Origin of the sequence: Leucobacter sp. HNU (assembly GCF_047946755.1) — a bacterium.
Classification (GTDB): domain Bacteria; phylum Actinomycetota; class Actinomycetes; order Actinomycetales; family Microbacteriaceae; genus Leucobacter.
In genome coordinates this window covers 2,853,330-2,874,037 of sequence record NZ_CP178837.1, presented here as the reverse complement: position 1 = coordinate 2,874,037, position 20,708 = coordinate 2,853,330, and the positions used below count along the sequence as shown (strand labels likewise).

The 20,708-nt window shown below is 72.0% G+C and carries 22 protein-coding genes and 1 pseudogene; 15 read left to right on the top strand and 8 right to left on the bottom strand.

What is annotated here, in order from left to right; genetic code table 11:
* From AB3K78_RS14000 to AB3K78_RS13985, 4 genes are read left to right on the top strand one after another with little or no spacing between them, the layout of a single operon-like run.
* Window positions 1-1,062: an ABC transporter permease gene (locus tag AB3K78_RS14000; RefSeq protein WP_416444219.1), complete on the top strand. Its 1,062-nt coding sequence runs from the start codon at window positions 1-3 to the stop codon at window positions 1,060-1,062.
* On the top strand, window positions 1,059-1,853 hold the full coding sequence (locus AB3K78_RS13995; RefSeq protein ID WP_416444217.1) for an ATP-binding cassette domain-containing protein: 795 nt from the start codon (window positions 1,059-1,061) through the stop codon (window positions 1,851-1,853). The genes AB3K78_RS14000 and AB3K78_RS13995 overlap by 4 nt, the downstream gene beginning before the upstream one ends.
* A 7-nt stretch (window positions 1,854-1,860) precedes the next feature.
* Window positions 1,861-3,096, top strand: a complete 1,236-nt coding sequence (locus AB3K78_RS13990) for a Gfo/Idh/MocA family protein (RefSeq protein WP_416444215.1) — start codon at window positions 1,861-1,863, stop codon at window positions 3,094-3,096.
* A complete protein-coding gene (locus tag AB3K78_RS13985; RefSeq protein WP_416447365.1) occupies window positions 3,096-3,899 on the top strand; it encodes an SDR family oxidoreductase in 804 nt (267 codons plus the stop codon). Before AB3K78_RS13990 ends, AB3K78_RS13985 begins: the two co-directional genes overlap by 1 nt.
* Window positions 3,900-4,058: 159 nt before the next feature.
* Here the strand turns inward: AB3K78_RS13985 and AB3K78_RS13980 are convergent.
* Window positions 4,059-5,329, bottom strand: a pseudogene (locus AB3K78_RS13980) (amidase).
* 189 nt (window positions 5,330-5,518) lie between these two features.
* Complete coding sequence (locus AB3K78_RS13975; RefSeq protein WP_416444212.1) at window positions 5,519-5,989, bottom strand: hypothetical protein; 471 nt, start codon at window positions 5,987-5,989, stop codon at window positions 5,519-5,521.
* Between the two features lie 380 nt (window positions 5,990-6,369).
* Between AB3K78_RS13975 and AB3K78_RS13970 the strand changes: the two genes are divergently transcribed.
* From AB3K78_RS13970 to AB3K78_RS13950, 5 genes are all read left to right on the top strand, one after another.
* Complete coding sequence (locus AB3K78_RS13970) at window positions 6,370-7,491, top strand: metal ABC transporter substrate-binding protein (protein WP_416444210.1); 1,122 nt, start codon at window positions 6,370-6,372, stop codon at window positions 7,489-7,491.
* The gene (locus AB3K78_RS13965; RefSeq protein ID WP_416444208.1) at window positions 7,488-8,309 is read left to right on the top strand and encodes a metal ABC transporter ATP-binding protein; all 822 of its coding nucleotides are present in this window, start codon (window positions 7,488-7,490) and stop codon (window positions 8,307-8,309) included. The genes AB3K78_RS13970 and AB3K78_RS13965 overlap by 4 nt, the downstream gene beginning before the upstream one ends.
* A 2-nt stretch (window positions 8,310-8,311) precedes the next feature.
* Window positions 8,312-9,277: a metal ABC transporter permease gene (locus tag AB3K78_RS13960; RefSeq protein ID WP_416444206.1), complete on the top strand. Its 966-nt coding sequence runs from the start codon at window positions 8,312-8,314 to the stop codon at window positions 9,275-9,277.
* Window positions 9,274-10,122 carry a metal ABC transporter permease gene (locus tag AB3K78_RS13955; protein WP_416444204.1) on the top strand — a complete coding sequence of 283 codons (849 nt, stop codon included), beginning with the start codon at window positions 9,274-9,276 and terminating at the stop codon, window positions 10,120-10,122. The genes AB3K78_RS13960 and AB3K78_RS13955 overlap by 4 nt, the downstream gene beginning before the upstream one ends.
* A gap of 88 nt (window positions 10,123-10,210) precedes the next feature.
* Window positions 10,211-10,621: a Fur family transcriptional regulator gene (locus tag AB3K78_RS13950; RefSeq protein ID WP_416444202.1), complete on the top strand. Its 411-nt coding sequence runs from the start codon at window positions 10,211-10,213 to the stop codon at window positions 10,619-10,621.
* Between the two features lie 253 nt (window positions 10,622-10,874).
* Here AB3K78_RS13950 and AB3K78_RS13945 read toward each other — a convergent pair whose 3' ends face one another.
* Together AB3K78_RS13945 and AB3K78_RS13940 are read right to left on the bottom strand one after the other, a co-directional pair.
* On the bottom strand, window positions 10,875-11,858 hold the full coding sequence (locus AB3K78_RS13945; protein ID WP_416444200.1) for a hypothetical protein: 984 nt from the start codon (window positions 11,856-11,858) through the stop codon (window positions 10,875-10,877).
* 157 nt (window positions 11,859-12,015) lie between these two features.
* Window positions 12,016-12,819: an SGNH/GDSL hydrolase family protein gene (locus tag AB3K78_RS13940; RefSeq protein WP_416444198.1), complete on the bottom strand. Its 804-nt coding sequence runs from the start codon at window positions 12,817-12,819 to the stop codon at window positions 12,016-12,018.
* Window positions 12,820-12,892: 73 nt separating this feature from the next.
* Here AB3K78_RS13940 and AB3K78_RS13935 point away from each other — a divergent pair, with 73 nt between their 5' ends.
* The 6 genes from AB3K78_RS13935 (at window position 12,893) to AB3K78_RS13910 (ending at window position 17,844) form a co-directional block, all read left to right on the top strand.
* Window positions 12,893-14,131, top strand: a complete 1,239-nt coding sequence (locus AB3K78_RS13935; protein WP_416447364.1) for an acyltransferase family protein — start codon at window positions 12,893-12,895, stop codon at window positions 14,129-14,131.
* Window positions 14,132-14,481: 350 nt separating this feature from the next.
* Window positions 14,482-14,718: a 50S ribosomal protein L28 gene (gene rpmB, locus AB3K78_RS13930; RefSeq protein ID WP_046454850.1), complete on the top strand. Its 237-nt coding sequence runs from the start codon at window positions 14,482-14,484 to the stop codon at window positions 14,716-14,718.
* A complete protein-coding gene (gene rpmG, locus AB3K78_RS13925) occupies window positions 14,718-14,885 on the top strand; it encodes a 50S ribosomal protein L33 (protein WP_046454849.1) in 168 nt (55 codons plus the stop codon). The genes rpmB and rpmG overlap by 1 nt, the downstream gene beginning before the upstream one ends.
* 2 nt (window positions 14,886-14,887) lie before the next feature.
* Complete coding sequence (gene rpsN, locus AB3K78_RS13920; protein WP_046454848.1) at window positions 14,888-15,193, top strand: 30S ribosomal protein S14; 306 nt, start codon at window positions 14,888-14,890, stop codon at window positions 15,191-15,193.
* 306 nt (window positions 15,194-15,499) lie between these two features.
* Window positions 15,500-15,778 (top strand): HU family DNA-binding protein, encoded by a 279-nt coding sequence (locus AB3K78_RS13915; protein WP_046454847.1) that lies wholly within the window; start codon window positions 15,500-15,502, stop codon window positions 15,776-15,778.
* A gap of 71 nt (window positions 15,779-15,849) precedes the next feature.
* Complete coding sequence (locus AB3K78_RS13910; RefSeq protein ID WP_416444194.1) at window positions 15,850-17,844, top strand: cytochrome c oxidase assembly protein; 1,995 nt, start codon at window positions 15,850-15,852, stop codon at window positions 17,842-17,844.
* Window positions 17,845-17,904: 60 nt separating this feature from the next.
* On the opposite strand, the gene dcd is transcribed toward AB3K78_RS13910, so the two are convergent.
* The 4 genes from dcd to AB3K78_RS13890 all read right to left on the bottom strand — a co-directional run bounded on the left by dcd (window position 17,905) and on the right by AB3K78_RS13890 (window position 20,652).
* On the bottom strand, window positions 17,905-18,510 hold the full coding sequence (dcd, locus tag AB3K78_RS13905) for a dCTP deaminase (protein WP_416444192.1): 606 nt from the start codon (window positions 18,508-18,510) through the stop codon (window positions 17,905-17,907).
* A 66-nt stretch (window positions 18,511-18,576) separates the two neighbouring features.
* A complete protein-coding gene (locus AB3K78_RS13900) occupies window positions 18,577-19,416 on the bottom strand; it encodes an SDR family oxidoreductase (protein WP_416444190.1) in 840 nt (279 codons plus the stop codon).
* Window positions 19,417-19,426: 10 nt separating this feature from the next.
* Window positions 19,427-19,909: a MarR family winged helix-turn-helix transcriptional regulator gene (locus tag AB3K78_RS13895; protein WP_416444188.1), complete on the bottom strand. Its 483-nt coding sequence runs from the start codon at window positions 19,907-19,909 to the stop codon at window positions 19,427-19,429.
* Between the two features lie 35 nt (window positions 19,910-19,944).
* Complete coding sequence (locus AB3K78_RS13890) at window positions 19,945-20,652, bottom strand: TetR/AcrR family transcriptional regulator (RefSeq protein WP_416444186.1); 708 nt, start codon at window positions 20,650-20,652, stop codon at window positions 19,945-19,947.
* Window positions 20,653-20,708: the final 56 nt, after the last annotated feature.

The following is a 20,708-nucleotide window of genomic DNA, read 5'->3' as shown; positions in this document are numbered from 1 at the left end:
ATGACATTCCTCACCGAAACCAGCAACATCAAGCTCGACGAACGCGTGAGCACGACGCCGTGGTACCTGAAGGTGCTGCGCCGCCCCGAACTCGGCGCACTCATCGGAGCGGTCGCCATCTTCCTGGTGTTCGCCTTCTCCGACACCACCGGGAACTTCGCGACGCTCGAGGGCGCCGCCGGCTGGACCGACTTCGCGGCCCCCGTCGGCATCGTCGCCGTGTTCGTGGCTCTCCTCATGATCGGCGGCGAATTCGACCTGTCGACCGGTGTCATGGTCGGCACCGCGGGCCTCCTCGCGGGCCTCCTCATCACCGAGTGGGGCATGAACGTCTGGCTCGCGATCGTCGTCACCCTCGTCTTCGCCGCCATCGTCGGCTTCGTCAACGGCATGCTCGTCGTCAAGACCAAGCTCCCGTCGTTCATCGTCACCCTCGGCACCTTCTTCGTGCTCAAGGGCGTCAACCTCGCCGTCACCAAGGGGATCACCGGCACCGTCCGCGTCTCGGGCGTCGACCAGGGCGACGGCTACGACTCGGCCCAGGCGCTCTTCGCCAGCACCATCTCGATCGGCGGCACCACCTTCCAGATCTCCGTGGTCTGGTGGATCCTGCTCACCGTCATCGCGACGCTGCTGCTCACCCGCACCGTCTTCGGCAACTGGATCTTCGCCGTCGGCGGCGACGCCAACGCCGCGCGCAACGCGGGCGTCCCGGTCGACCGCACCAAGATCCTGCTCTTCATGATGACCGCCGTGGCCGCCGCGCTCGTCGGCGTCATGTTCGTGCTGCGCCTCAAGGGCATGCAGGCCGGCCAGGGCGTCGGCCAGGAGTTCTACTACATCATCGCCGCGGCCGTCGGCGGCTGCCTCCTCACCGGTGGCGCCGGATCCGCGATCGGCGCCTCCATCGGCGCGCTGATCATGGGCTTCGCCGCGGTCGGCATCCCCTACGCCCTGTGGGATCAGGACTGGGTCTCGACCTTCCTCGGCGTGATCCTCTTCTCGGCAGTGCTCATCAACATCACCATCTCGCGCCGCGCGCAGGGAGGTCGAAAGAAATGACCCAGGAATCAGCGACCCCGGCCCTCGAACTCGAGAACGTCGGCAAGAGCTTCGGCAGCGTCATCGCGCTCCGCGACATCAGCCTCAAGGTCGACCCCGGCTCCGTCACCTGCGTGCTCGGCGACAACGGCGCCGGCAAGTCCACGCTCATCAAGACCCTGTCCGGCGTGCACAAGCCAAGCAGCGGAGCGTTCCGCGTCGAGGGCGAAGCCGTCGAGTTCTCCTCGCCGCGCGACGCGCTCGCCCGCGGCATCGCGACCGTGTTCCAGGACCTCGCGACCGTGCCGCTCATGTCGATCTGGCGCAACTTCTTCCTCGGCAACGAACCCGTCAAGGGCCCGAAGCTCTTCGGGTTCATGTCGGTCAAGAAGTCGCAGGAGATCACCAAGCAGGCGCTCATGGAGATGGGCATCGACCTGCGCGACACCAATCAGCCCATCGGCACCCTCTCGGGCGGCGAGCGGCAGGCCGTCGCCATCGCCCGCGCCGTGCACTTCGGTGCGAAGGTGCTGATCCTCGACGAGCCCACGAGCGCGCTCGGCGTGCGCCAATCCGGCATCGTGCTGAAGTACATCCTCGCCGCCCGCGAGCGCGGCGTCGCCGTGGTCTTCATCACCCACAACCCGCACCACGCCTTCATGGTCGGCGACCGCTTCTACCTGCTCAACCGCGGCCGCATGATCGCGGACTTCGTGCGAGGCAAGGTCGAACTCGAAGAGCTCGTGCAGGCGATGGCCGGCGGCGCCGAACTCGAATCCCTCGCCCACGAGATCTCTGCGACGCGGAAGTAGGAGGCGCATGCGCACGCTCGCGAACGGAACCACCGAGGTCGGGGTCGGCCTCATCAGCGTCGGATGGATGGGGCAGCTCCACAGCCGCGCCTACCGCAACCTCGCCTACGCCTACCCCGACCTCGGGGTCCGGCCGCGGCTCGTGCACGCCGCCGACACCTCCGAGGATCGACGCCGGGAAGCGGTCGACGTGCTCGGCTACGAACGCGCCTCCGCCGACTACCGGGCCGTGCTCGAAGACCCCGAGGTCGACGTCGTCTCCATCTGCGCCCCCAACTTCCTGCACGCCGAGATGGGGGTCGCCGCCGCGAAGGCCGGCAAGCACTTCTGGATCGAGAAGCCCGTCGGACGCGGCGAGGCCGAGACCGCGGCCGTCGCCGAAGCGGCCGACGCCGCCGGCGTCACGACCTCCATCGGCTTCAACTACCGGCACGCGCCCGCCGTCGAACACCTCCGGGGGCTCATCGCCTCCGGCGCGCTCGGGCGCATCACCAACGTGCGCGGCCACATGTTCGCCGACTACTCCGCCGACCCGCGAGGAGCCCGTTCCTGGCGCTTCGTGCGCGAACTCGCCGGATCCGGCGTGCTCGGCGACCTCATGGGGCACCTCGTCGACCTCGTGCACTACACCCTCGGCCCCGTCGCAGAGGTGAGCGCCCTCACCTCCACCGTCTACTCCGAACGACCCGAACTGCCCATGGGCACCGGCACCCACTTCGCCCTCATCGAAGGCGGCCAGATGGCACCCGTCGAGAACGAGGACTACGCCGGCATGCTCGTGCGGCTCTCGGACGACGCCGTCGCGGCCGGCGCCGTCGGCACGCTCGAAGCATCCCGCGTCGCCGTCGGCCCCCGCGCGAGCTACGGGATCGCCGTCTACGGCACGAGCGGCTCCGCGATCTGGGAGTTCGAACAGCTCAACTTCCTGCGCGTCTCCACCCCGCTCGGCGCCGAAGACCCCGGCTACACCACCGTCATGGCGCACCCCGGGATGGGCGAATTCGGGCGCTTCCAGCCCGGCGCCGGCACCTCCATGGGCTACGACGACCTCAAAGTCATCGAAGCCCGGAAGTTCCTCTCCGCCGTGCTCGGCCGCGACTCCGACGCATCGAACATCCACGACGCGCTCTCGGCCGCACGGGTCGTCTCCGCCGCCGAGCGCTCCGCCGACGCACGCAGCTGGGAACGGATCCCCGTCGAACCCGGCACGACCGCCGCGCACGCGGCACCCCGGGAGGCATGATGCAGCACCTCATGGCCGGCAGGATCCTGCTCGTCACCGGCGGCACCCAGGGCCTCGGACTCGCGATCGCCCGCGCCGCCGCCCGCGAGGGCGCCGCGGGCATCGCGATCGTCGGACGATCCGCCGAGAAGGCCGAACGCGCACTCGTCGAGATCCACGAGGCCGCCCTCTGGAGCGACGACGGCCCCGCGAACGCGATCGCCGTCGTCGCCGACCTCGCCGTGCCCGGCGAAGCCGAACGCGCCGTCGCCGAGACCGTCGAGCGCTTCGGCCGCATCGACAGCCTCGTCAACGCCGCAGCCCTTCCCACCCGAGGCAGCCTCACCGACACCACGCGGGAACTGCTCGGCGAACACCTCGCCGTCAACCTCGTCGCGCCCTTCATGACCATGCAGGGCGCCGTCGCCGACATGCAGCGTCGCGGAGCGCCCGGCACGATCGTCAACATCATCACCATCTCGTCGCACGGCGGGCAGCCCTACCTCGCGCCCTACGTCGCATCCAAGGCCGGACTCGCGGGCCTCACCAAGAACGCCGCCTTCGCGCACCGCTTCGACCGGATCCGGATCAACGGCCTCAACATCGGCTGGACCGCCACCCCCGGCGAGAACGCTACCCAGCAGAAGTTCCACGGCGCCGAAGACGGCTGGCTCGAACAGGCCTCCGCGGGCATGCCCATGGGCAAGCTCGGCCAGCCCGACGAGATCGCCGACGCCGTCGTCTTCCTCCTCAGCGACCGCAGCGGCGTCGTCACCGGATCCATCATCGACTGGGACCAGACCGTCGTGGGGGCGTACGAGTAGGGGTCGCTCTCGGGCGGGTGCGCAGAACGCGTGGGAGTTCGCGCGCCGATCCAGTGCGGGCCGGTGCTTCGCACTGGCCCGCACGGCCAAGCCCAACCGGGCGCGCGAACTCCCACGCGTTCTGCGCACCCGCGCCGTTCGCTCGGCACTGAGCGAGCGCTAGCGAGTCGAAACCGACAGCGCCAACTGCTCCGCGATCTGCAGCAGCGTCGCCTCGGCGCCCACCCGCCCGATCAGCTGCACCCCGAACGGGAGCCCGGCCGCGTCGCGGTGGGTCGGCGCGACGACCGCCGGCAGGCCCGCGACGTTCACGATCGACGTCTGGGGCGCCCACTCGCACTGCAGCCGGTAGTCGCCCTCGGGGCCGGCTGCGGTGAACGCGCCGACGCGCGGCGCCGCGAATGCGAGCGCGGGCGTGAGGATCGCATCGTACGCGCCCCACTGCCGGGCGCAGCTCGTCGCGATCTCGCGCAGCGTGCGCGCGGCCGAGGCGAGGCGCTCGGGCGACGCCCGCCGGGCGCGCGCGAGGAACGCCGCGGCCAGTTCGCCGAGCAGGTCTTCAGCGCCCGGCGCGAAGTCGATGCGGGCGAGCCCCGCCGTCCAGACGTCCGTGAACGCGCCGGGATAGCGCGGGTCGGGCACCCACTGCGCCTCCTCGATGCGATGGCCCGCGTCGCCGAGTCGCGCCACGGCGGTGTCGAGGGCCGCCGCGGCGTCCTTCGAGTACGCGATCGGCACCTCGCCCTCGAACGGGGAGCGGAGGGTCACTCCGATGCGGAGTCCGCGCAGCTCGCCTGCGCGCCGGACAGCGGCGAGGCTCGGTTCGTCGCGGAGCCCGCGGAGCGCGTCGAAGAGCAGCGCGGCGTCGGCGGGGGTGCGCGCGATCGGGCCCGAGACGGTGAGCCGCGGCGCGCCGATCTCGTCGACGAGCCCGCTCCCGCGGTCCGCCGGCACTGCGCCGCGGCCCGGTTTCAGGCCGACCAGACCGCACGCGGCCGAGGGGATCCGGATCGAGCCGCCCCCGTCGCTGCCGACTCCGAGGGGGATCAGTCCCGCGGCCACCGCCGCGGCCGAACCCCCGACGACCCGCCGGGCGTGCGGCTCGGGTCGTGCGGGTTGCGCGCGGGCGGGGCGATCAGGTTCTCCGAGTATCCGGCGATGCCGAACTCCGGCACCTGCGTCTTGCCGATCGAGACGGCGCCCGCCGTGCGGACGGCCGCGGCAACGGGGGCGTCGTGCCGAGCGACGACGTGCGGCACCGCCCGGCTGCCGTGCGTCGTGACCGCGCCGCGCACGTCGACCAGGTCCTTGTGCGCGGTCGGCAGGCCGAGCAGAGGAGGCAGGGATCCGCGCTCGCCGGGCGCCGCGGCGGCGAGGCGCGCGTCCGCGTCGTGCGCCTCGGCGAGGGCCGCCTCGGGCTGCAGGCTCACGAACGCACCCAGATCGTCGGCGGCCGCGCGTTCGAGCGCGTCGCGCACGAGGGCGACGGCCGAGACCTCGCCCCGGCGCAGCGCGTCGCGCAGCTCGAGCGCGGTGGGGTGCGTTTCCGGGGGAGCGCGGCGCCGGTGCGCCGAGGAGCGTTCACGGAGCGAGTCTCTCAGACGGGGGTGTGCGCGGGGTCAGACGTGCTCCGAGCCGCTCGGACCGTCGTGCATCCACTGCTCCACCTCGGCGGGGTCGTCGATGATCCGGTAGTCGTAGCGGAACCCGGAGGACTCCGCGTCGGCCAGCCCGACGCGGAGGACGATGTAGCGGTCCTTGCCGTCGGTGCCGGAGAGGAGCGAGCTGCCGGTCACGGGCGAGCCTCCGGAGATGGATCCCCAGCCGTTCGCGTCGGTGATGAGCGCGCAGACTCCGTCGGAGCGGGTGCGCGCCGCGAAGAGCGCGGAGCCGCCGGGCAGGTCCTCGAGGTGGGCGAGCGAGTCGGCGTCGACTCCCCCGCTGCAGACGCTCGCCGGGTCGCTGGCGATGGCGGTGCGGATCACCTGCTCGCCGCGCGCCTTCGGCTGCGTCCACGCGCCGCCGACGTTGAAGGGGAGGGCGAACACTCCGCCGACGGCGAGCAGCAGGGCGAGGGTCATGGCGACCATCGGCCCGATGCGTCGACCGCGGCGGGGCGCCTCGGCCCGGTGCGCCGACGCGGGGTCCTCGCGCAGTTCGGGGGAAGGTCGTCCTGCGGATCCTGGGTCATCGGCGTCCTTCGTCGTGGTGGTGGTCTTCCCCAGCCTAGGAGACTCCTCTCGCGGTCGCCGTTCCCGGCCCGCGTCGCGGTTTCGGAGATCTGCGGCGATTCGGAGGGAAACCCGACGGACGCTCCGCATCCGTGCGAATCTCCGAAATCTGGAGGCGCGGAGCACGGCGCACCCGCGCGGCGTTGTTGCGAACGGTTCTCAGGAGACGCTATGCTGAGATTCGTTCTCAACAAGCGGCGCGCACCGGCGCGACCCGAACTGGTCAGGAGACCCACCCGATGCGACACTCACGGACTCGCACCCTCGTCACCGCGACGCTCGCGGCCACCCTCGCGGCGGGCCTCGCCGCCTCGCTCGTCGGCTGCTCGACGAGCGCCGAAGCGGGCGGGAGCAAGACGTCCGACGGCACGCGCCTCCGCGTCGTCGCCACCACCACGCAGCTCGCCGACTTCACGAAGGAGGTCGGGGGCGACGACGTCGAGCTCACCGGCCTGCTGAAGCCCGGAGCCTCGGCCCACCACTTCGACCCGAGCCCCGCCGACCTGCTCGCGCTCGGCCGAGCCGACGTGCTCGTGGTCAACGGCGCGGGCCTCGAGACCTTCGTCGGCAGCGCCGTCGAAGCCTCCGGGTTCCACGGCAAGACGGTCACGGCGGCCGACGGCCTCGACCAGGCGACGCTCAAGGCCATCACCGCCGAGGGCGCGGCCGAGGCAGGCGGGGCCGCGGGCCACGACCACGCGGACGAGCACGCCCACGATCACGCGAGCGCGAGCGGGGAGGCCGCCCATGCGCACGCCGCCGGAGACGATGACGACGATCACGATCACGGCGACCTGAATCCCCACATCTGGACCTCGCCCCGCAACGCGGAAGGCATGGTCGCCGAGGTGGCGAAGGGGCTGTCGCAGGCGGACCCGGCCCACAAGGCCGACTATCAGCGCCGCGCCGACGCCTACCTGCTCAAGCTGAAGAGCCTCGACGAGTGGATCACGACCCAGATGGACCGGGTCCCGAAGGCCGAGCGGCTCATGGTCACGGGCCACGACTCGCTCCGCTACTACCTGCACGACTACGGGATCACGTTCGCCGGCTCGATCCTGCCGAGCTTCGAGGACAACGCCGAGCCGAGCGCGGCCGACGTCGACCGCCTCGTCGCGACGATCAAGGAGCGCAAGGTCCGTGCGGTTTTCGTCGAATCGTCCATGAGCCCCGGCCTGGCGCGTACCATCGCCAAGGAGGCCGGCGTGAAGGTCGTCGATGCGGAGTCGCTCTACACCGACTCGCTCGGACCCGCCGACAGCTCGAGCGCGCAGTACCTCGGCGCCACCGTCCACAACACGCAAACGATCCTCGAGGCCTGGGGTGAGAAGCCCGGCCCGCTCCCGGAGAACCTGAAGTGACCGAAGCCCCAGCAGGAGCGGCGCCCGCCGCGCACGACACCCCCGCGATCCGTCTCCGCGACGCCGCCTTCGGCTATGCGGGGCGGACCCGGGTGGCGCGCCTCTCCCTCACCGTCGAGCGCGGCTCGGCGGTGGCGCTGATCGGGCCGAACGGTTCGGGCAAGTCGACCCTGCTGCGCGGGATCCTGGGCCTCGCCGACCTCACGGCCGGCGAGGTCCGGGTGCTCGGCGAGGCGCCGGTGCGTGCCCGGCGCCGCATCGGATCGCTGCCGCAGGCCGACCAGCGCGACACCTCGCTGCCGGTCACGCTGCGCCAGGTCGTCGGCATGGGGCTGTACCGCGAACTCGGCGCGTTCCGGCCGATCGGCCGCGAGGGCCGGCGCCGCATCGAGGCCGTGCTCGAGCGCGTGGGGCTCGCCCCGTTCGCGCAGCGCCGCTTCGGCGAACTGTCCGGCGGGCAGCAGCAGCGGGGGATCCTGGCCCGCGCGCTCGTCGCGGATCCCGAGATGATCCTGCTCGACGAGCCGTTCAACGGGCTCGACCGGGAGAACCGCGAGACGCTGCTGGCACTCCTGCGCGAGGTGCGGGCCGAGGGGCGCACCATCATCGTCTCGACCCATGACCTCGAGATCGCGCGCGAGGCCTGCACGCACGCGCTGCTGCTCTCGATCGGGCACCACCCCGAGGATCCCGGGCACCCCGCCGCCTACGGCACCCTCGACGACGCGCTGACGCTCGAGGCCGTGGCGCACGCGTTCCAGGACACCACCGTCGAACTCGACCGGCACACCGTCACCACCACCCGCGAGACGGAGTAGCGGTGGACGTCGGAATCATCGAGATCTTCTCGCTGCCCTTCATGGGGCGGGCGCTCGCGACGCTCGCGGTGCTCGCCGTCGCGGCGGGCGTCGTCGGGATCGGCATCAGCTTCCGCGAGCTCGAGTTCGTGAGCGACGGGCTCGTGCACGCCGTGTTCCCGGGGCTCGTGGTCGGAGCCGCGATCGGCGGAACCGACTTCGTGCTGCCCGGAGCGATCGCCGCCGCGCTCGTCGCGGCGGTGCTGTTCACCCTGCTGGAGCGCGCGGGCCGCGTCGGCTCGGACGCGGCGATCGCGGTCGTGCTCACGGGCCTCTTCAGCCTCGGCGTCGTGCTGGTCTCGCGGCAGCAGGGCTACGTGTCGCAGCTGGAGGATCTGCTGTTCGGGCGCCTCCTCACCGTGACCGCGGCGCAGCTGTGGCAGGTCACGATCGTCGCGGTGCTCGCCGTGATCGTGCTCGCCGTCGGCTGGCGGGCGCAGCTGTTCCGCGCCTTCGACCCCGAGGGGTTCCGGGCCGCGGGCTTCCGGCCCCTCGCGACCGATCTCACGCTGTCGATCGCGGTCGCGCTGCTCGTGGTCGCGGGCGTGCAGGCGCTGGGCGTGCTCATGGTGCTCGCGATCCTCACCGTGCCGATGGCGGCCGCACGCCTCCTGACGGGCCGGCTCGGGCTGCTCGTGCCCATCGCGATCCTCGTGCCGCTGATCGCCGGCGTCGCCGGCCTGTGGCTGTCGTTCGTGTGGTCGGTCGGGGCCGGCGCCACCGTGTCGCCGGGCGCGACGGTCGTGCTCGTGCTCGTGGCGCTCTACGCGCTCGCCGTCGCCTGGCGTCTCCTGCGCGGACGCGCGCTGGGCGCTCGCGTGCGACGCGCTCGCGGGGGTTCTCGTGTGGGCGCTCGCGAGCGCCGCGCGAGCGCCGCGGCGGAACCGGCCGCCCCGGTCGGCGCGAGCGCCGAGGGCGGTGCCGCATGAGCTACTTCGCCCTCGCCGCGATCGAGCTCGCGCTGCTCGGCGTGCTCTCGGGCATCGTCGGCACGCTCATCGTGATGCGCCGTCGCTCGTTCTTCGCGGTGTCGCTCAGCCACGCCACGTTCCCCGGCGGCGTGCTGTTCGCCGTGCTCGGGTGGAACCTGATCCTCGGTCAGGCGCTCTTCGCGCTGCTGCTCGTCGGCATCATGACCCTGCTCGCCCGCGTGCCCGGCCAAGGGCGCCAGGTCGCGAGCGGCATCGTGCTCTCGTTCGGCTTCGCCCTCGGCACGCTGCTCGCGAGCCTCAACGCGGGCAACGGCGTTCCGGTCGAAGCGCTCCTCGTGGGCTCGCCCCTCAGCGTCACCGGCGCCGACCTCGTCCGCACCGGGGCGGTGCTCGCGGCGACGCTGCTGCTGCTCGCCGTGTTCGGACGCCGGATCCTGTTCCACACCTTCGACCCCGTCGGTTTCGCCGCCGCCGGGTTCCGAGCCTGGCCGGTCGAGGCGATCGCGAGCGGCATCATCGCGGCGGGCGTGGTCGCCGCGATGCCCGCGGTCGGCGCGATCCTCGGCGTCGCGCTGCTCGTCGGCCCCGCTGCCGCCGCGCGGATCCTCGCCCCCGGTTCACCTGGATCCCCGGTCTCGCCGCGGGGCTCGGCGTCGTCTCTGGCCTCGTCGGGCTGTGGATCTCGCGCGAGTTCGGGATCGCCGCGGGCGGTTCGGTCGGCCTCGTGGTCGCCGTCGTGTTCCTGCTCGCCGCCGCTGCCGGTCGGCTGCGCGACCGGCTCCGGCTCGGCGCGACGCGCGAGGCCGAGCGCGCGCTCCAGGCGCGCGAGCGCGCGGTCGTGATCCGCGAGGCGGAGACCGGAACGCCGGACCCGGCGTGCGCGGAGGCCTCCGGGCGTGAGAGCCTGGGGGTGACGAAAGGCGGAGCCGCATGACCGCAGCACCCAAGCGCAACACCTGGCAGCGCGAGGCCGTCCGCGCTGCACTCGCCGAGGCGCGCGGGTTCGTGAGCGCCCAGGAACTGCATCAGACGCTGCGCGACCGGGGCTCGACGATCGGGCTCGCGACGGTCTACCGCGCCCTCGCGGGGCTCGCGGAGGGTGGCGAGGCCGATTCGCTGCAGTCGCCCGACGGCGAGAACCGCTTCCGCTCCTGCAGCATGCAAGGGCACCACCACCATCTCGTGTGCCGCGTCTGCGGCGAGACGCGCGAACTCGAAGCGCGTGTGGTCGAGGAGTGGGCGCAGCGCGTCGGGGCCGAGCACGGCTTCACCGAGATCGACCACGTCGTCGACCTCTACGGCATCTGCGAGCGCTGCCGCGCGCTCCAGGCGAGCCGGTAGGGCGTCCCGCCCCGGTCGGGCGTCCCGTCTCGTTCGGGCGTCCCGTCTCGTTCGGGCGTCCCGTCTCGTTCGGGCGTCCCGTGCCGAGCCCGCGGCGGAGACCCCGGCCCCCGGTGGCGGCCCCGCGCCGACTTCGGGTGCGGCAAATGGCGGGCCCACGGCACCGGAAGTGTGCATTCGCCGCACCTGAACCCCTCCGGTAGCGGCCGCGTGCCGCACCGTGCCGTGCCACGGACTGCCCGGGCACGGGATTTCACGGCCGCCAGCCCGCGCGCAGCAGCGCGGCACCGACCAGCCGCTCGCCGGCACGCGGGTTCCGGAAGACGTGCCACGCGGTCAACCGGATCACGGTCCAGCCCGCGGCCTCGTACTCGTGGTACTTGTCGATGTCGCGATTCCACTGGGCGTCGTCGTCGCGGTGGTGCCGGCTCTCGTATTCGATCGCGATCCGGAACCGCCGGTAGCCGAGATCGGCGTACCCGATGAGCCGATCGTCGCGGTCGCGGATCTCGACGTCGAGATCCGGTTCCGGGAGCCCGGCGCGGAGGAGCATGATCCTGCTGAGGGACTCCGCGCGGGACGCCGAACCCACCCGGATCAGTTCCAGCGCGGCCTCCAGGCGGCGGATCCCGCGCCTCCGTCCGGCCTCGGCCGTCGCGCGGAGCCCGTCGACCGTCCCGAGGGCGCGCTGGGATCTGCGGTCGATGTGCACCACGGCATCGCCGAGGGCGACCAGGTCGGCGACCCCGAGCCGCTCGGCGAGCGACGCCCAGACCGAGCTCGGCTCGGCCACGGGCACGCCGCCGAGCTGGGTGCGCTCGGCGAACCGCGGCCCGACCCGATGACCGCGCACGCGGCGGCCCTCCGGCGCCCGCCGCGGGGCGAAGCGGCTGACCTCGACCTCCCGCGGGTCGAGCGCCGAGCGGGGGAGCGGAAGCCGCCAGAGCACCGCGGCCGTGACGTGGCTGAAGAAGGCGTCCTCCGGCATGAGCGGGAGGTAGGAGTCCGCGAGCGCGAGGATCCGGGCTTCCTCGCCGCCGCGCCGGTGCGCGTCCGGCACCCGCCGAGCGTCGACGCGTGGATCCGGCACCGGAGCGCTGTTCCGTGTGCGTGCGCCGTGGAAGGGCGCGTCGAGGTCGGCCGCGCGCAGCCGCGACCGCGCGACACCTGATTCCCGCGCCTCGGCCGTGGTGAACGCGCGCCCGAGCCCGGGCGGAAGCGGTGTGCGTGCTGGCATGCCCCGATTCTCGGAGTGCGACGCGCATCACGGACGCTTCTCCACAGCTCGCGACGCGTTCGCGCCGGACACCGTCTGTTCGGTTGCGGCGGATGGCGGGTCCGGGTCGCGGGAAGCCTGCATACGCCGCAACCGAAGAACCGGAGAACGGGGAGCGCTACCCCCGCGGGGCGATCCGCACCCAGCCGGGGTGCTTCGCCGTGCGGCCGTCGCCGCTCGACCGGCCGGTGAGGCGGCGCTGGATCCACGGCAGCACGTGCTCGCGGGTGTAACGGAGCTGCTCGCGCCGGGTCGGCGCGGGCTTCGGATCCGCGTCGAGGACCCAGTCGGCGGGCGCCGCGTAGCCCAGCGCGCGCAGCACGTTGTTCGCGACCCGGTGATGCCCGACCGGTGCGAGGTGCAGTCGATCCGGCGACCAGTACTCGCGGCGCGCCAGCACGGGATCGCTCCAGTTGTCGCAGAACCGCACCCCGAGTTGTTCGGCCAGCGCACCCGCCTCGCGCGTCAGCTCGTCGCCCTTCGCCCGCACCCGTCCGCCGCTCGGCAGGCCGGCGGTGGGGTTCGCCCCGGCGAGCAGCAGCGGCGCGGCGTCGGTCTCGAGGATCCGGCGCAGCGCGCTGCCGGTGCGCTCCAGGATCCAGGGGAGGTCGGTGCCGGGCCGCAGCATGTCGTTGCCGCCGCCGTTGAAGCTCACGAGCGTCGGGCCGAGTGCGAGCGCGGGCCCCAGCTGCTCGTCGATGATGGGACCGAGCAGCCGGCCGCGGATCGCCAGGTTCGCGTATTGGATCGGGCGCCCGGTCGCGTCGGCGAGGCCCTGCGCCACGAGATCCGCCCAGCCGCGCACCGAGCCGTCGGGCTGCTCGTCGCCCACGCCCTCGGTGAAGCTGTCGCCGATCGCGACGTAGCGGATCGGGGCGTCGGCGGGGAACAGCGGGGCGGGAGCGTCGTCGATCGGAGGCACCTCGCCAGCCTACGCCCGGCCGCGGGAAGGTGCGCTCGTCGGCGCCCGCCCGCCCGTATGCTGATCCCGTGGCATCGAAGCTCCCCGGATCCCGCCCGATCGCGACCTCTCCATCGACGCGGTGCGCGCGCTCTGCCTGCCCGTCGTCGTGCTGCTGCACGCCCTGCAGATGGGGATCTCCGGTGATCCGCTGCGAGCCTCGAACGCGCTCGCGCACTGGCAGCCGCTCGTCTGGATCACCTGGATCGGCATGATCATGCCCACCTTCTTCATCGCGGGTGGCTTCGCCGGGATCACGACCTGGCGGCGGCTCCGCGCGAGCGGCGGCACGGCGGGCGAGTACCTGCGGATCCGCGCGCTGCGGCTCGCGCGCCCCGTGCTGCCGGCGATGCTCGCGGTGCTGGCCGTGCTCGGGATCCTGGCGTTGTGCGGCGTGGACGCCGGGTTCCTGCGCACCTTCGCGTTCCGGCTCGCCGAGCCGCTCTGGTTCATCGCCGTCTACGCGAGCTGCACGGCCTTCGTGCCGTTCATGGCGAAGCTGCACCGCCTGGCGGCCTGGCCGACCTACTTCGGCCTCGCGGGTGCCGCGGTCGCCGTCGACCTGCTCAGCCGCTTCGCCGGGCTGCCGATCGCGGCTCTCAACTGGCTCTTCGTGTGGCTGTTCGTGCAGCAGCTCGGCTTCGGCGTGCGCGACGGCTGGTACGCGAAGCGACCGCGATGGCTGCTCCTCGCGCTCGCCGCGGTCGCCTACGGCCTCATGTGCGTCGCGGTGTTCGGGCTGGGCTACTCGCCCGACATGCTCGTCAACCTGAACCCGCCGACCGTGCTCCTCCTGCTGCTCGGCCTCGCGCAGGTCTACCTGTTCACCCTGCTGCAGCCGCTGATCCGCGCGGTGGTGCGCCGTCGGCGCGTGCTGCTCGTGGTCGGCGCGCTCGGCGTCTTCGGCATGACGATCTACCTGTGGCACACGGTCGCGATGGGGATCGTCGTCGGGATCCAGCTCGCGCTCGGGTTGCCGTTCCCCGAACCGCTCACCGGTGCCTGGTGGCTGACGCGCGTGCCCTGGATCCTCGCGATCGCGATCGTGATCGCGGTGCTCTGCCCGCTCGTGGCGCGGATCGAACGGCTCTGGCCGAAGGAGCGGCCGGGGCCCATGCGCTTGTGGGCGGCGATCCTCGCGACCGTGCTGCTCGTGGTCGCGGTCGGCTGGGTGCTCACCCAGGGCTACCTCGTGCCGGGCACCGCCGGCGCCGTGATCGCGCTCGCGGCCGCCATCGCCTGGCTGACCGCCGGGCGACCCGCGAGGAGATGAGTCGAGCGACGTCGAATCCGGGTGCTCGCTGCCGAGACGGCGGCCGCCTGAGGGGCGGCTCCGGCGCTCCCGCAGGGACCCGCTCGTCCCGCCGAGAAACCGTCGCGCCGCCGAAACACCCTGCTGCAACTGGGTGTTTCGGCGGCACGGTGGTGTCTCGGCCTGTGCTGCGATGCGCCGTTCGGGCTTGCGGCACGCGGGATCCTGATCTAGGATCGATCTTTGGCTGTGCGAACTCCTTCGCGCAGACCGCACGGGGGCGATCCGGGGCTCCGGCCCAGGTGATGGCCCGTGCAGACAAGAGATCTTGGGTGGGGCCGTCCGGCTCCACGGTACTGAGAGGAACCACCATGGCAGCAGTGTGCCAGGTGACCGGCGCCGTTCCCGGCTTCGGTCACAACATTTCGCACTCGCACCGTCGTACCAAGCGCCGGTTCGATCCGAACATCCAGAAGAAGACCTACTTCGTGCCCTCGCTGGGCCGCAAGGTGACGCTCACCCTGTCCGCCAAGGGCATCAAGGTGATCGACGCCCGTGGCATCGAGGCCGTCGTTGCTGATCTGCAGAAGCGTGGGGTGAAGCTCTAATGGCAAAAGATAAGGACGTCCGTCCGATCATCAAGCTCCGTTCGACGGCTGGCACCGGGTTCACCTACGTGACCCGCAAGAACCGTCGCAACACCCCCGACCGCCTCGTGCTCAAGAAGTACGACCCGGTGGTTCGCAAGCACGTCGAGTTCCGAGAGGAGCGTTAATCATGGCCAAGAAGAGCATGATTGCGAAGAACAAGCAGCGCCAGGCGATCGTCAACCGCTACGCGGAGAAGCGCGCCGAGCTGAAGAAGGCCCTCGTGGACCCGAACGGGACCGACGAGAGCCGCGAGGCCGCTCGCGTGGGCCTGCAGAAGCTGCCCCGCAACGCCTCGCCGGTGCGCGTGCGCAGCCGCGACGTCATCGACGGCCGCCCCCGCGGCGTCCTGTCGAAGTACGGCGTCTCGCGTGTCCGCTTCCGCGACATGGCGCACCGTGGCGAGCTGCCCGGCATCACCAAGTCGAGCTGGTAAGCACCCGCTTCCGAACGAAGGGCCCGGATCCGAGAGGATCCGGGCCCTTCGTCGTCCCGGCGCGATTCGCGCGGCCGTCCGCGGAGCTCTCCGGCCGGTGCTCGGACGCGCCGCGGCGATCCTCAGACCCCGATTCGGGGTGGCATCAGCGTCCTCGGAGGGTCGAATCGCGGGAAATTCACCGAAATACCGCGGTTTTTGCCGCGGTGTGGGGTAGATTCGGACGCGATCAACCGATCGATCCCCGTATCGGGGAACTTGCACACGATCAGAGGTCCGCACCCGGCGGCCCTGGGAGGACAGGACATGTCACTGAACAAGACTGAGCTCGTTGCCAAGATCGCTGCCGAGACCGGCCAGAGCCAGGCCGCCGTTGCCAGCGTCGTCGACGGGCTGTTCGCCGCGGTCTCCGAGACCGTCGCCGACGGCGGCAAGGTCTCGATCCCCGGCTGGATCTCGTTCGAGACCGCGACCACCGCTGCCCGCACGGGCCGCAACCCCCGCACCGGCGAGTCGATCGCGATCCCCGCTGGCAAGCGCGTCAAGGTGTCGGTCGGCAGCAAGCTGAAGGCAGCCGTCAAGTAAGTACGGCCTCGAAGAAGCCCCCGGCCCTCGGCCGGGGGCTTCTTCGCATCTGGGCCGCGTAGGCTGGTACGGTGCCCCGTAATCTGCGCGTGATCGCCCCTGCCGTGCTGCTCGCCGTCGCACTCGCGACGCTGTTCATCGGACTGAGCATCGGCGGCGGCGCCGACGAGCGCACCCTGCTCGATCCGGGCGCCGTCGTGCGCTACGGCCTGCCGATCTCGCGCACCATCGTCAACGTCGCCTGCGCGGGCCTCATCGGCGCGGTGGTCACGGCCGTCTGGTCGCTCACGCCGGGCAGGCCCGAGCAGCGCGTCGCGCTCGACTTCGCTGCGGCGTCCGGTGCGGTGCTCACCGTCGCTTCCGCGGCGACCCTCCTCTTCGCCTACGTCGACGTCTCGGGCAAGGCGTTCTCGGCCGACGCCTCGTTCGGAGCGGGTCTCGCCCAGTTCGTCACCGAGATCGAACTGGGCCGGCTCTGGCTCATCGAACTGCTGCTCGCGGCGGCGACCACGGTCATGTGCTTCGCGATCCGCGAGCGCCGCATGCAGCTGCTCGTGCTGGTGGCGGCGCTCAGCACCACGCTCCCCTTCGCGTTCCAGGGGCACGCCGCGGGCGCGTCGGGGCATTCGCTCGCGGTGAACGCGCTCCTCGTGCACCTGCTCGGCGCGGCGGTGTGGCTCGGCGGGCTGCTCACACTCCTGATCCTCGCGCGCACGGTCGACGGGCAGCGCCTCTCCGAGCTCGTACGCCGCTACTCGCCGCTCGCGCTCTTCGCGTTCGTCGGCGTCGCCGCCTCCGGCGTCGTGAGCGCATGGGTGCGCCTCGGCAGCGTCGATGCGCTCCTGAACACCGGGTACGGCCAGCTCGTGCTGCTGAAGACCCTCGCCCTGATCCTGCTCGGCGGTTTCGGCGCCATCCAGCGCGAGCGACTGATCCCGCGCATCGCCGGACCGAACGGCGGCCGCGTGTTCGTCTGGTTCGCCGTCGCCGAGCTCGCGGTGATGGGCTTCGCGAGCGGCATCGCCGCCGCGCTGGGGCGAACCGCGCCGCCCGTGTCGCAGGAGCCGGTGCGCGACGCCGACACGCTCCTGCCCCCCGCCGAGTGGCTGACCGGCGACAAGCTGCCGCCCGAGTTCACCCCCATGAGCTACTTCACCGCCTGGAAGTTCGACCTCGCCTGGGTGCTCGTCTGCGTGTTCGCCGCCGCGCTCTACCTGGCCGGCGTCTGGCGGCTGTCGCGCCGCGGCGACCGCTGGTCGATCGGGCGCACCCTCGCCTGGCTCGCGGGCCTCGCGATGCTGTTCTACACGACCAACGGCGCCTTCAACGCCTACGAGCAGACGCTGTTCAGCGTGCACATGCTCGGGCACATGATGCTGACGATGCTGATTCCGCTCGTGCTCGTGCTCGGCGCTCCGGTGACGCTCGCGCTGCGCGCGACCGAGAAGCGCGACGACGGTTCGTGGGGCGGCCGCGAGTGGATCATGTGGATGGTGCAGACGCCGTACTCGAAGATCATCACGCATCCGGCGGTCGCCGCGGTGATCTTCGCGGGCTCGCTCTGGATCTTCTACTTCACCCCCGTGTTCCGCTGGGCCATGACCGAGCACCTCGGCCACCAGTGGATGATCATCCACTTCCTGATCTCGGGCTACCTGTTCAGCCTCTCGATGGTCGGCATCGATCCGGTGCCGTACCGCTTCCCGTACCCGCTGCGCCTCGTGACGCTGTTCGCCACGATGGCGTCGCACGCCTTCTTCGGCGTGACGATCATGACGGGCAACGGGCTGATGCTGGCCGACTGGTTCGGCGCGATGGGACGCACCTGGGGCGCGCCGCCGCTCGAGGATCAGAACCTGGGCGGCGGCATCGCCTGGGGCATCGGCGAGCTGCCGACGCTCGCCCTCGCGCTCGTGGTCACCGTGCAGTGGTCGCGCAGCGACGCACGCGAGCAGAAGCGGCGGGATCGTGCCGCCGACCGCTCGGGGGAGGCCGAGCTCCAGGAGTACAACGCGATGCTCGCCGCGCAGGCGGAGCGGGACGCGCGGGCCGCGCGCAAACGCTGATCCGGTCCGCCGCGGCCTCGGGGGCGGCCTCGCAACCCGTTCGGGGTCCTCGACCCGGAGCTACTGCCCCGGCGAGCCCTCCGCGGTGACGGTGACGTCGGTGCGGTGGAAGTTCTGGAAGGAGCGCGAGGCCGTCGGGCCGCGCTGGCCCAGGTAGCGCGAGTACGTCGCACCCGCGCCGTAGGGGCGCTCCGCGGCGGACGACAGGCGGAAGAAGCAGAGCTGGCCGATCTTCATGCCGGGCCACAGACGGATCGGCAGGGTGGCGACGTTCGACAGCTCGAGCGTGACGTGCCCCTCGAAGCCGGGGTCGATGAAGCCGGCGGTGGAGTGGGTGAGCAGGCCGAGGCGGCCGAGGGAGCTCTTGCCCTCGAGCCGTGCCGCGATGTCGTCGGGCAGCGAGACCTTCTCGAAGGTCGAGCCCAGCACGAACTCGCCGGGGTGCAGGATGAAGCCCTCTTCGGGATCGACCTCGATGAGTCGCGTCAGCTCGGGTTGCTCCTCGGCGGGATCGATGACCGCGTACTTGTGGTTGTCGAAGAGCCGGAAGTAGCGGTCGAGCCGCACGTCGACGCTCGACGGCTGCACCATCGACGCCTCGCTCGGCGCGAGCCCGATGCGGCCGGAGGCGAGTTCGGAGTTGATATCGCGATCTGAGAGCAGCACGGGAACGATCCTACCCGGCGGGACCGTTCCCGCGCCGTGCCCGGAGCGGGTTCGTCCGTGCGGCCCTCAGCCCTGCAGGCCGGCCATGATCTCACCGAACTTCGCCCGGATCCCGTCCTCGTTCCACGACCAGACGTCGTCGCCGCGGAGCACCGCGTCCGCGCCGCCGTCGCAGTAGATGGTCTGGCCGCAGCAGTGGGTGTTCTCGACGGAGGTGAGCCAGAGCAGCAGATCGGCGATGCTCTCGGGCCCCTGGTGCCCGTGCAGCGGCATGGGTACGACCGCGTCGACGAGCGCGGCGCCCTCCGGCGTCGAGAGCAGCTCGGCGGTCATCGGGGTGACGACGGTGCCGGGGCCGACCGCGTTGAGCGGGATCCCGGCACCAGCCCAGCGGGCGGTCGGCGCTTCGCGGCGCACCCAGCGCGAGATCGCCCGCTTCGACGAGGAGTAGATGAGCGTGCCCGTCTCGGGGTCCTGCTCGAGCTGCGCCGCGATGGCGAGCGCCGGGGCCTCGTCGTCCGCGAGCAGCGCGTCGACGAGCGGCGGCGCGACCGGCTGCAGCGAGGCCATCGAGGAGATCAGTGCGGCGCGGGGGGCGGCGGATCGGACGAGCGCGGGCTGCATGGCCTCCAGGAACTCGGTCATGCCGAAGTAGTTGACGGCGGCGGTCACGACCTTCGGGAGCGAGAGCCCGGCGCAGGCGATGACGGCGTCGACCGTCCCGCCCGCGAGGCGGGTCGCCTCCTCGGCCGCGGCGAGGCGGCCGTCGCGGGTCGAGAGGTCGCCCGCGACCTCGACGTCGCGGAGGTCGACCCCGATGACGGTGTCGCCGCGGTCGCGGAGCTTCTGCGCGGTGAGGCGCCCGATGCCGGAGGCGGCTCCGGTGACGACGAAGGTGCGTGCCATGGTGGTTTCCTCATTCCTCTCGGTTCCCCGGTGCGGGGTCGGGGCGGAGGAGTCCGCCCACGAAGCGGTGGAGCAGCGTGCCGAGGGCGCGCACGTCGGCGGGATCCCAGTCGGCGGTGGCGGAGTCGAGCATGTCGACGCCGGCCGAGAAGAGCCGGCGGTAGACGTCGCGGCCCGTCTCGGTGAGTTCGATGGTGGCCGCGCGCCGATCCGCGGGGTCGCGGCGGCGTTCGGCCAGGCCTGCTTCGGCGAGGCGCGCGATGAGCTTGGACGTGGACGGGCGGGTGAGATGCAGCTCGTCGGCGAGGACGCTCGGCCGCGCACCACCGCCCTCGATGCCCAGCAGGTAGACGGCGCGGACCGCTCCGGGGTCGAGCGAGACGCCGCACTCGGCGGTGATGCGCCGCTGCAGTTCGAGCGAGGACCAGCGCGACATCAGCCGGGTGAGTTCGCTCAGCAGGGCGGCGTTCGGATGCGCGGGGTCCGGGGTCATGCCCCGACCCTACGCCGATTGGTTGCCTCAGGCAACTAGTTTGCGGGCGGCTCCACGCTCGCGGTTTCGGCGACCGGCTCGGTGATCGCGAAGAGCAGGTCTGCCGTGTGCCGCCCGAAGCCCGTCAGGCCGTCGGGGGCGTTCGGACCCTGCAGGGCCGTCGCCCGCATGGCCCGCTCGAAGAAGTCGGTGAGGATCCCGAGCGCTCGATCGATCGGCAGTACGAAACGGCGCCCGGCGGCACCGACGAGACGCTCGATCACGGGAGCCATCTCGGCGCACACCTCGAGCGAGAACTGCACGTGACGCGGAGCCAGCTCGGGGTCGCGCAGGGCGAGCAGCAGGAACTCGGTCTCGAGCACGTACCAGGTGGTCGCCTCTTCGCCGGTCTGCAGGAAGTCGGCGAAGAACTCCGTGACGAAGTCCGCGAGGTCGTCGCGGTCGAGGGTGCAGCTGCGCTGGCGCAGTTCGGGCATCGAGCGCTCGGCCGCCGCCTCGAGCGATTCGAGGCGCTTGCGCAGCTCCTGGCTCAGCAGCTCGAGGAACAGCTCCTCCTTGGTCGAGAAGTTCGAGTAGAAGGCGCCGCGCGTGAACCCGGCGCGCTGGCAGATCTGCTCGACGGACGCGGCACCGAGGCCGATCTCGGCGAACACCTCGAATGCCGCGGCGAGCAGGCGCGCGCGGGTCTCCCGGCGACGGGGCGTTGTCGCGGCGGACTCGTCGTCGCGTTCTGCGGTACGCATGGCCACATCCTCTCAGGGTTCCGGGTGGTGCAGGCATTCAGGCGGCTCGAAGCCGA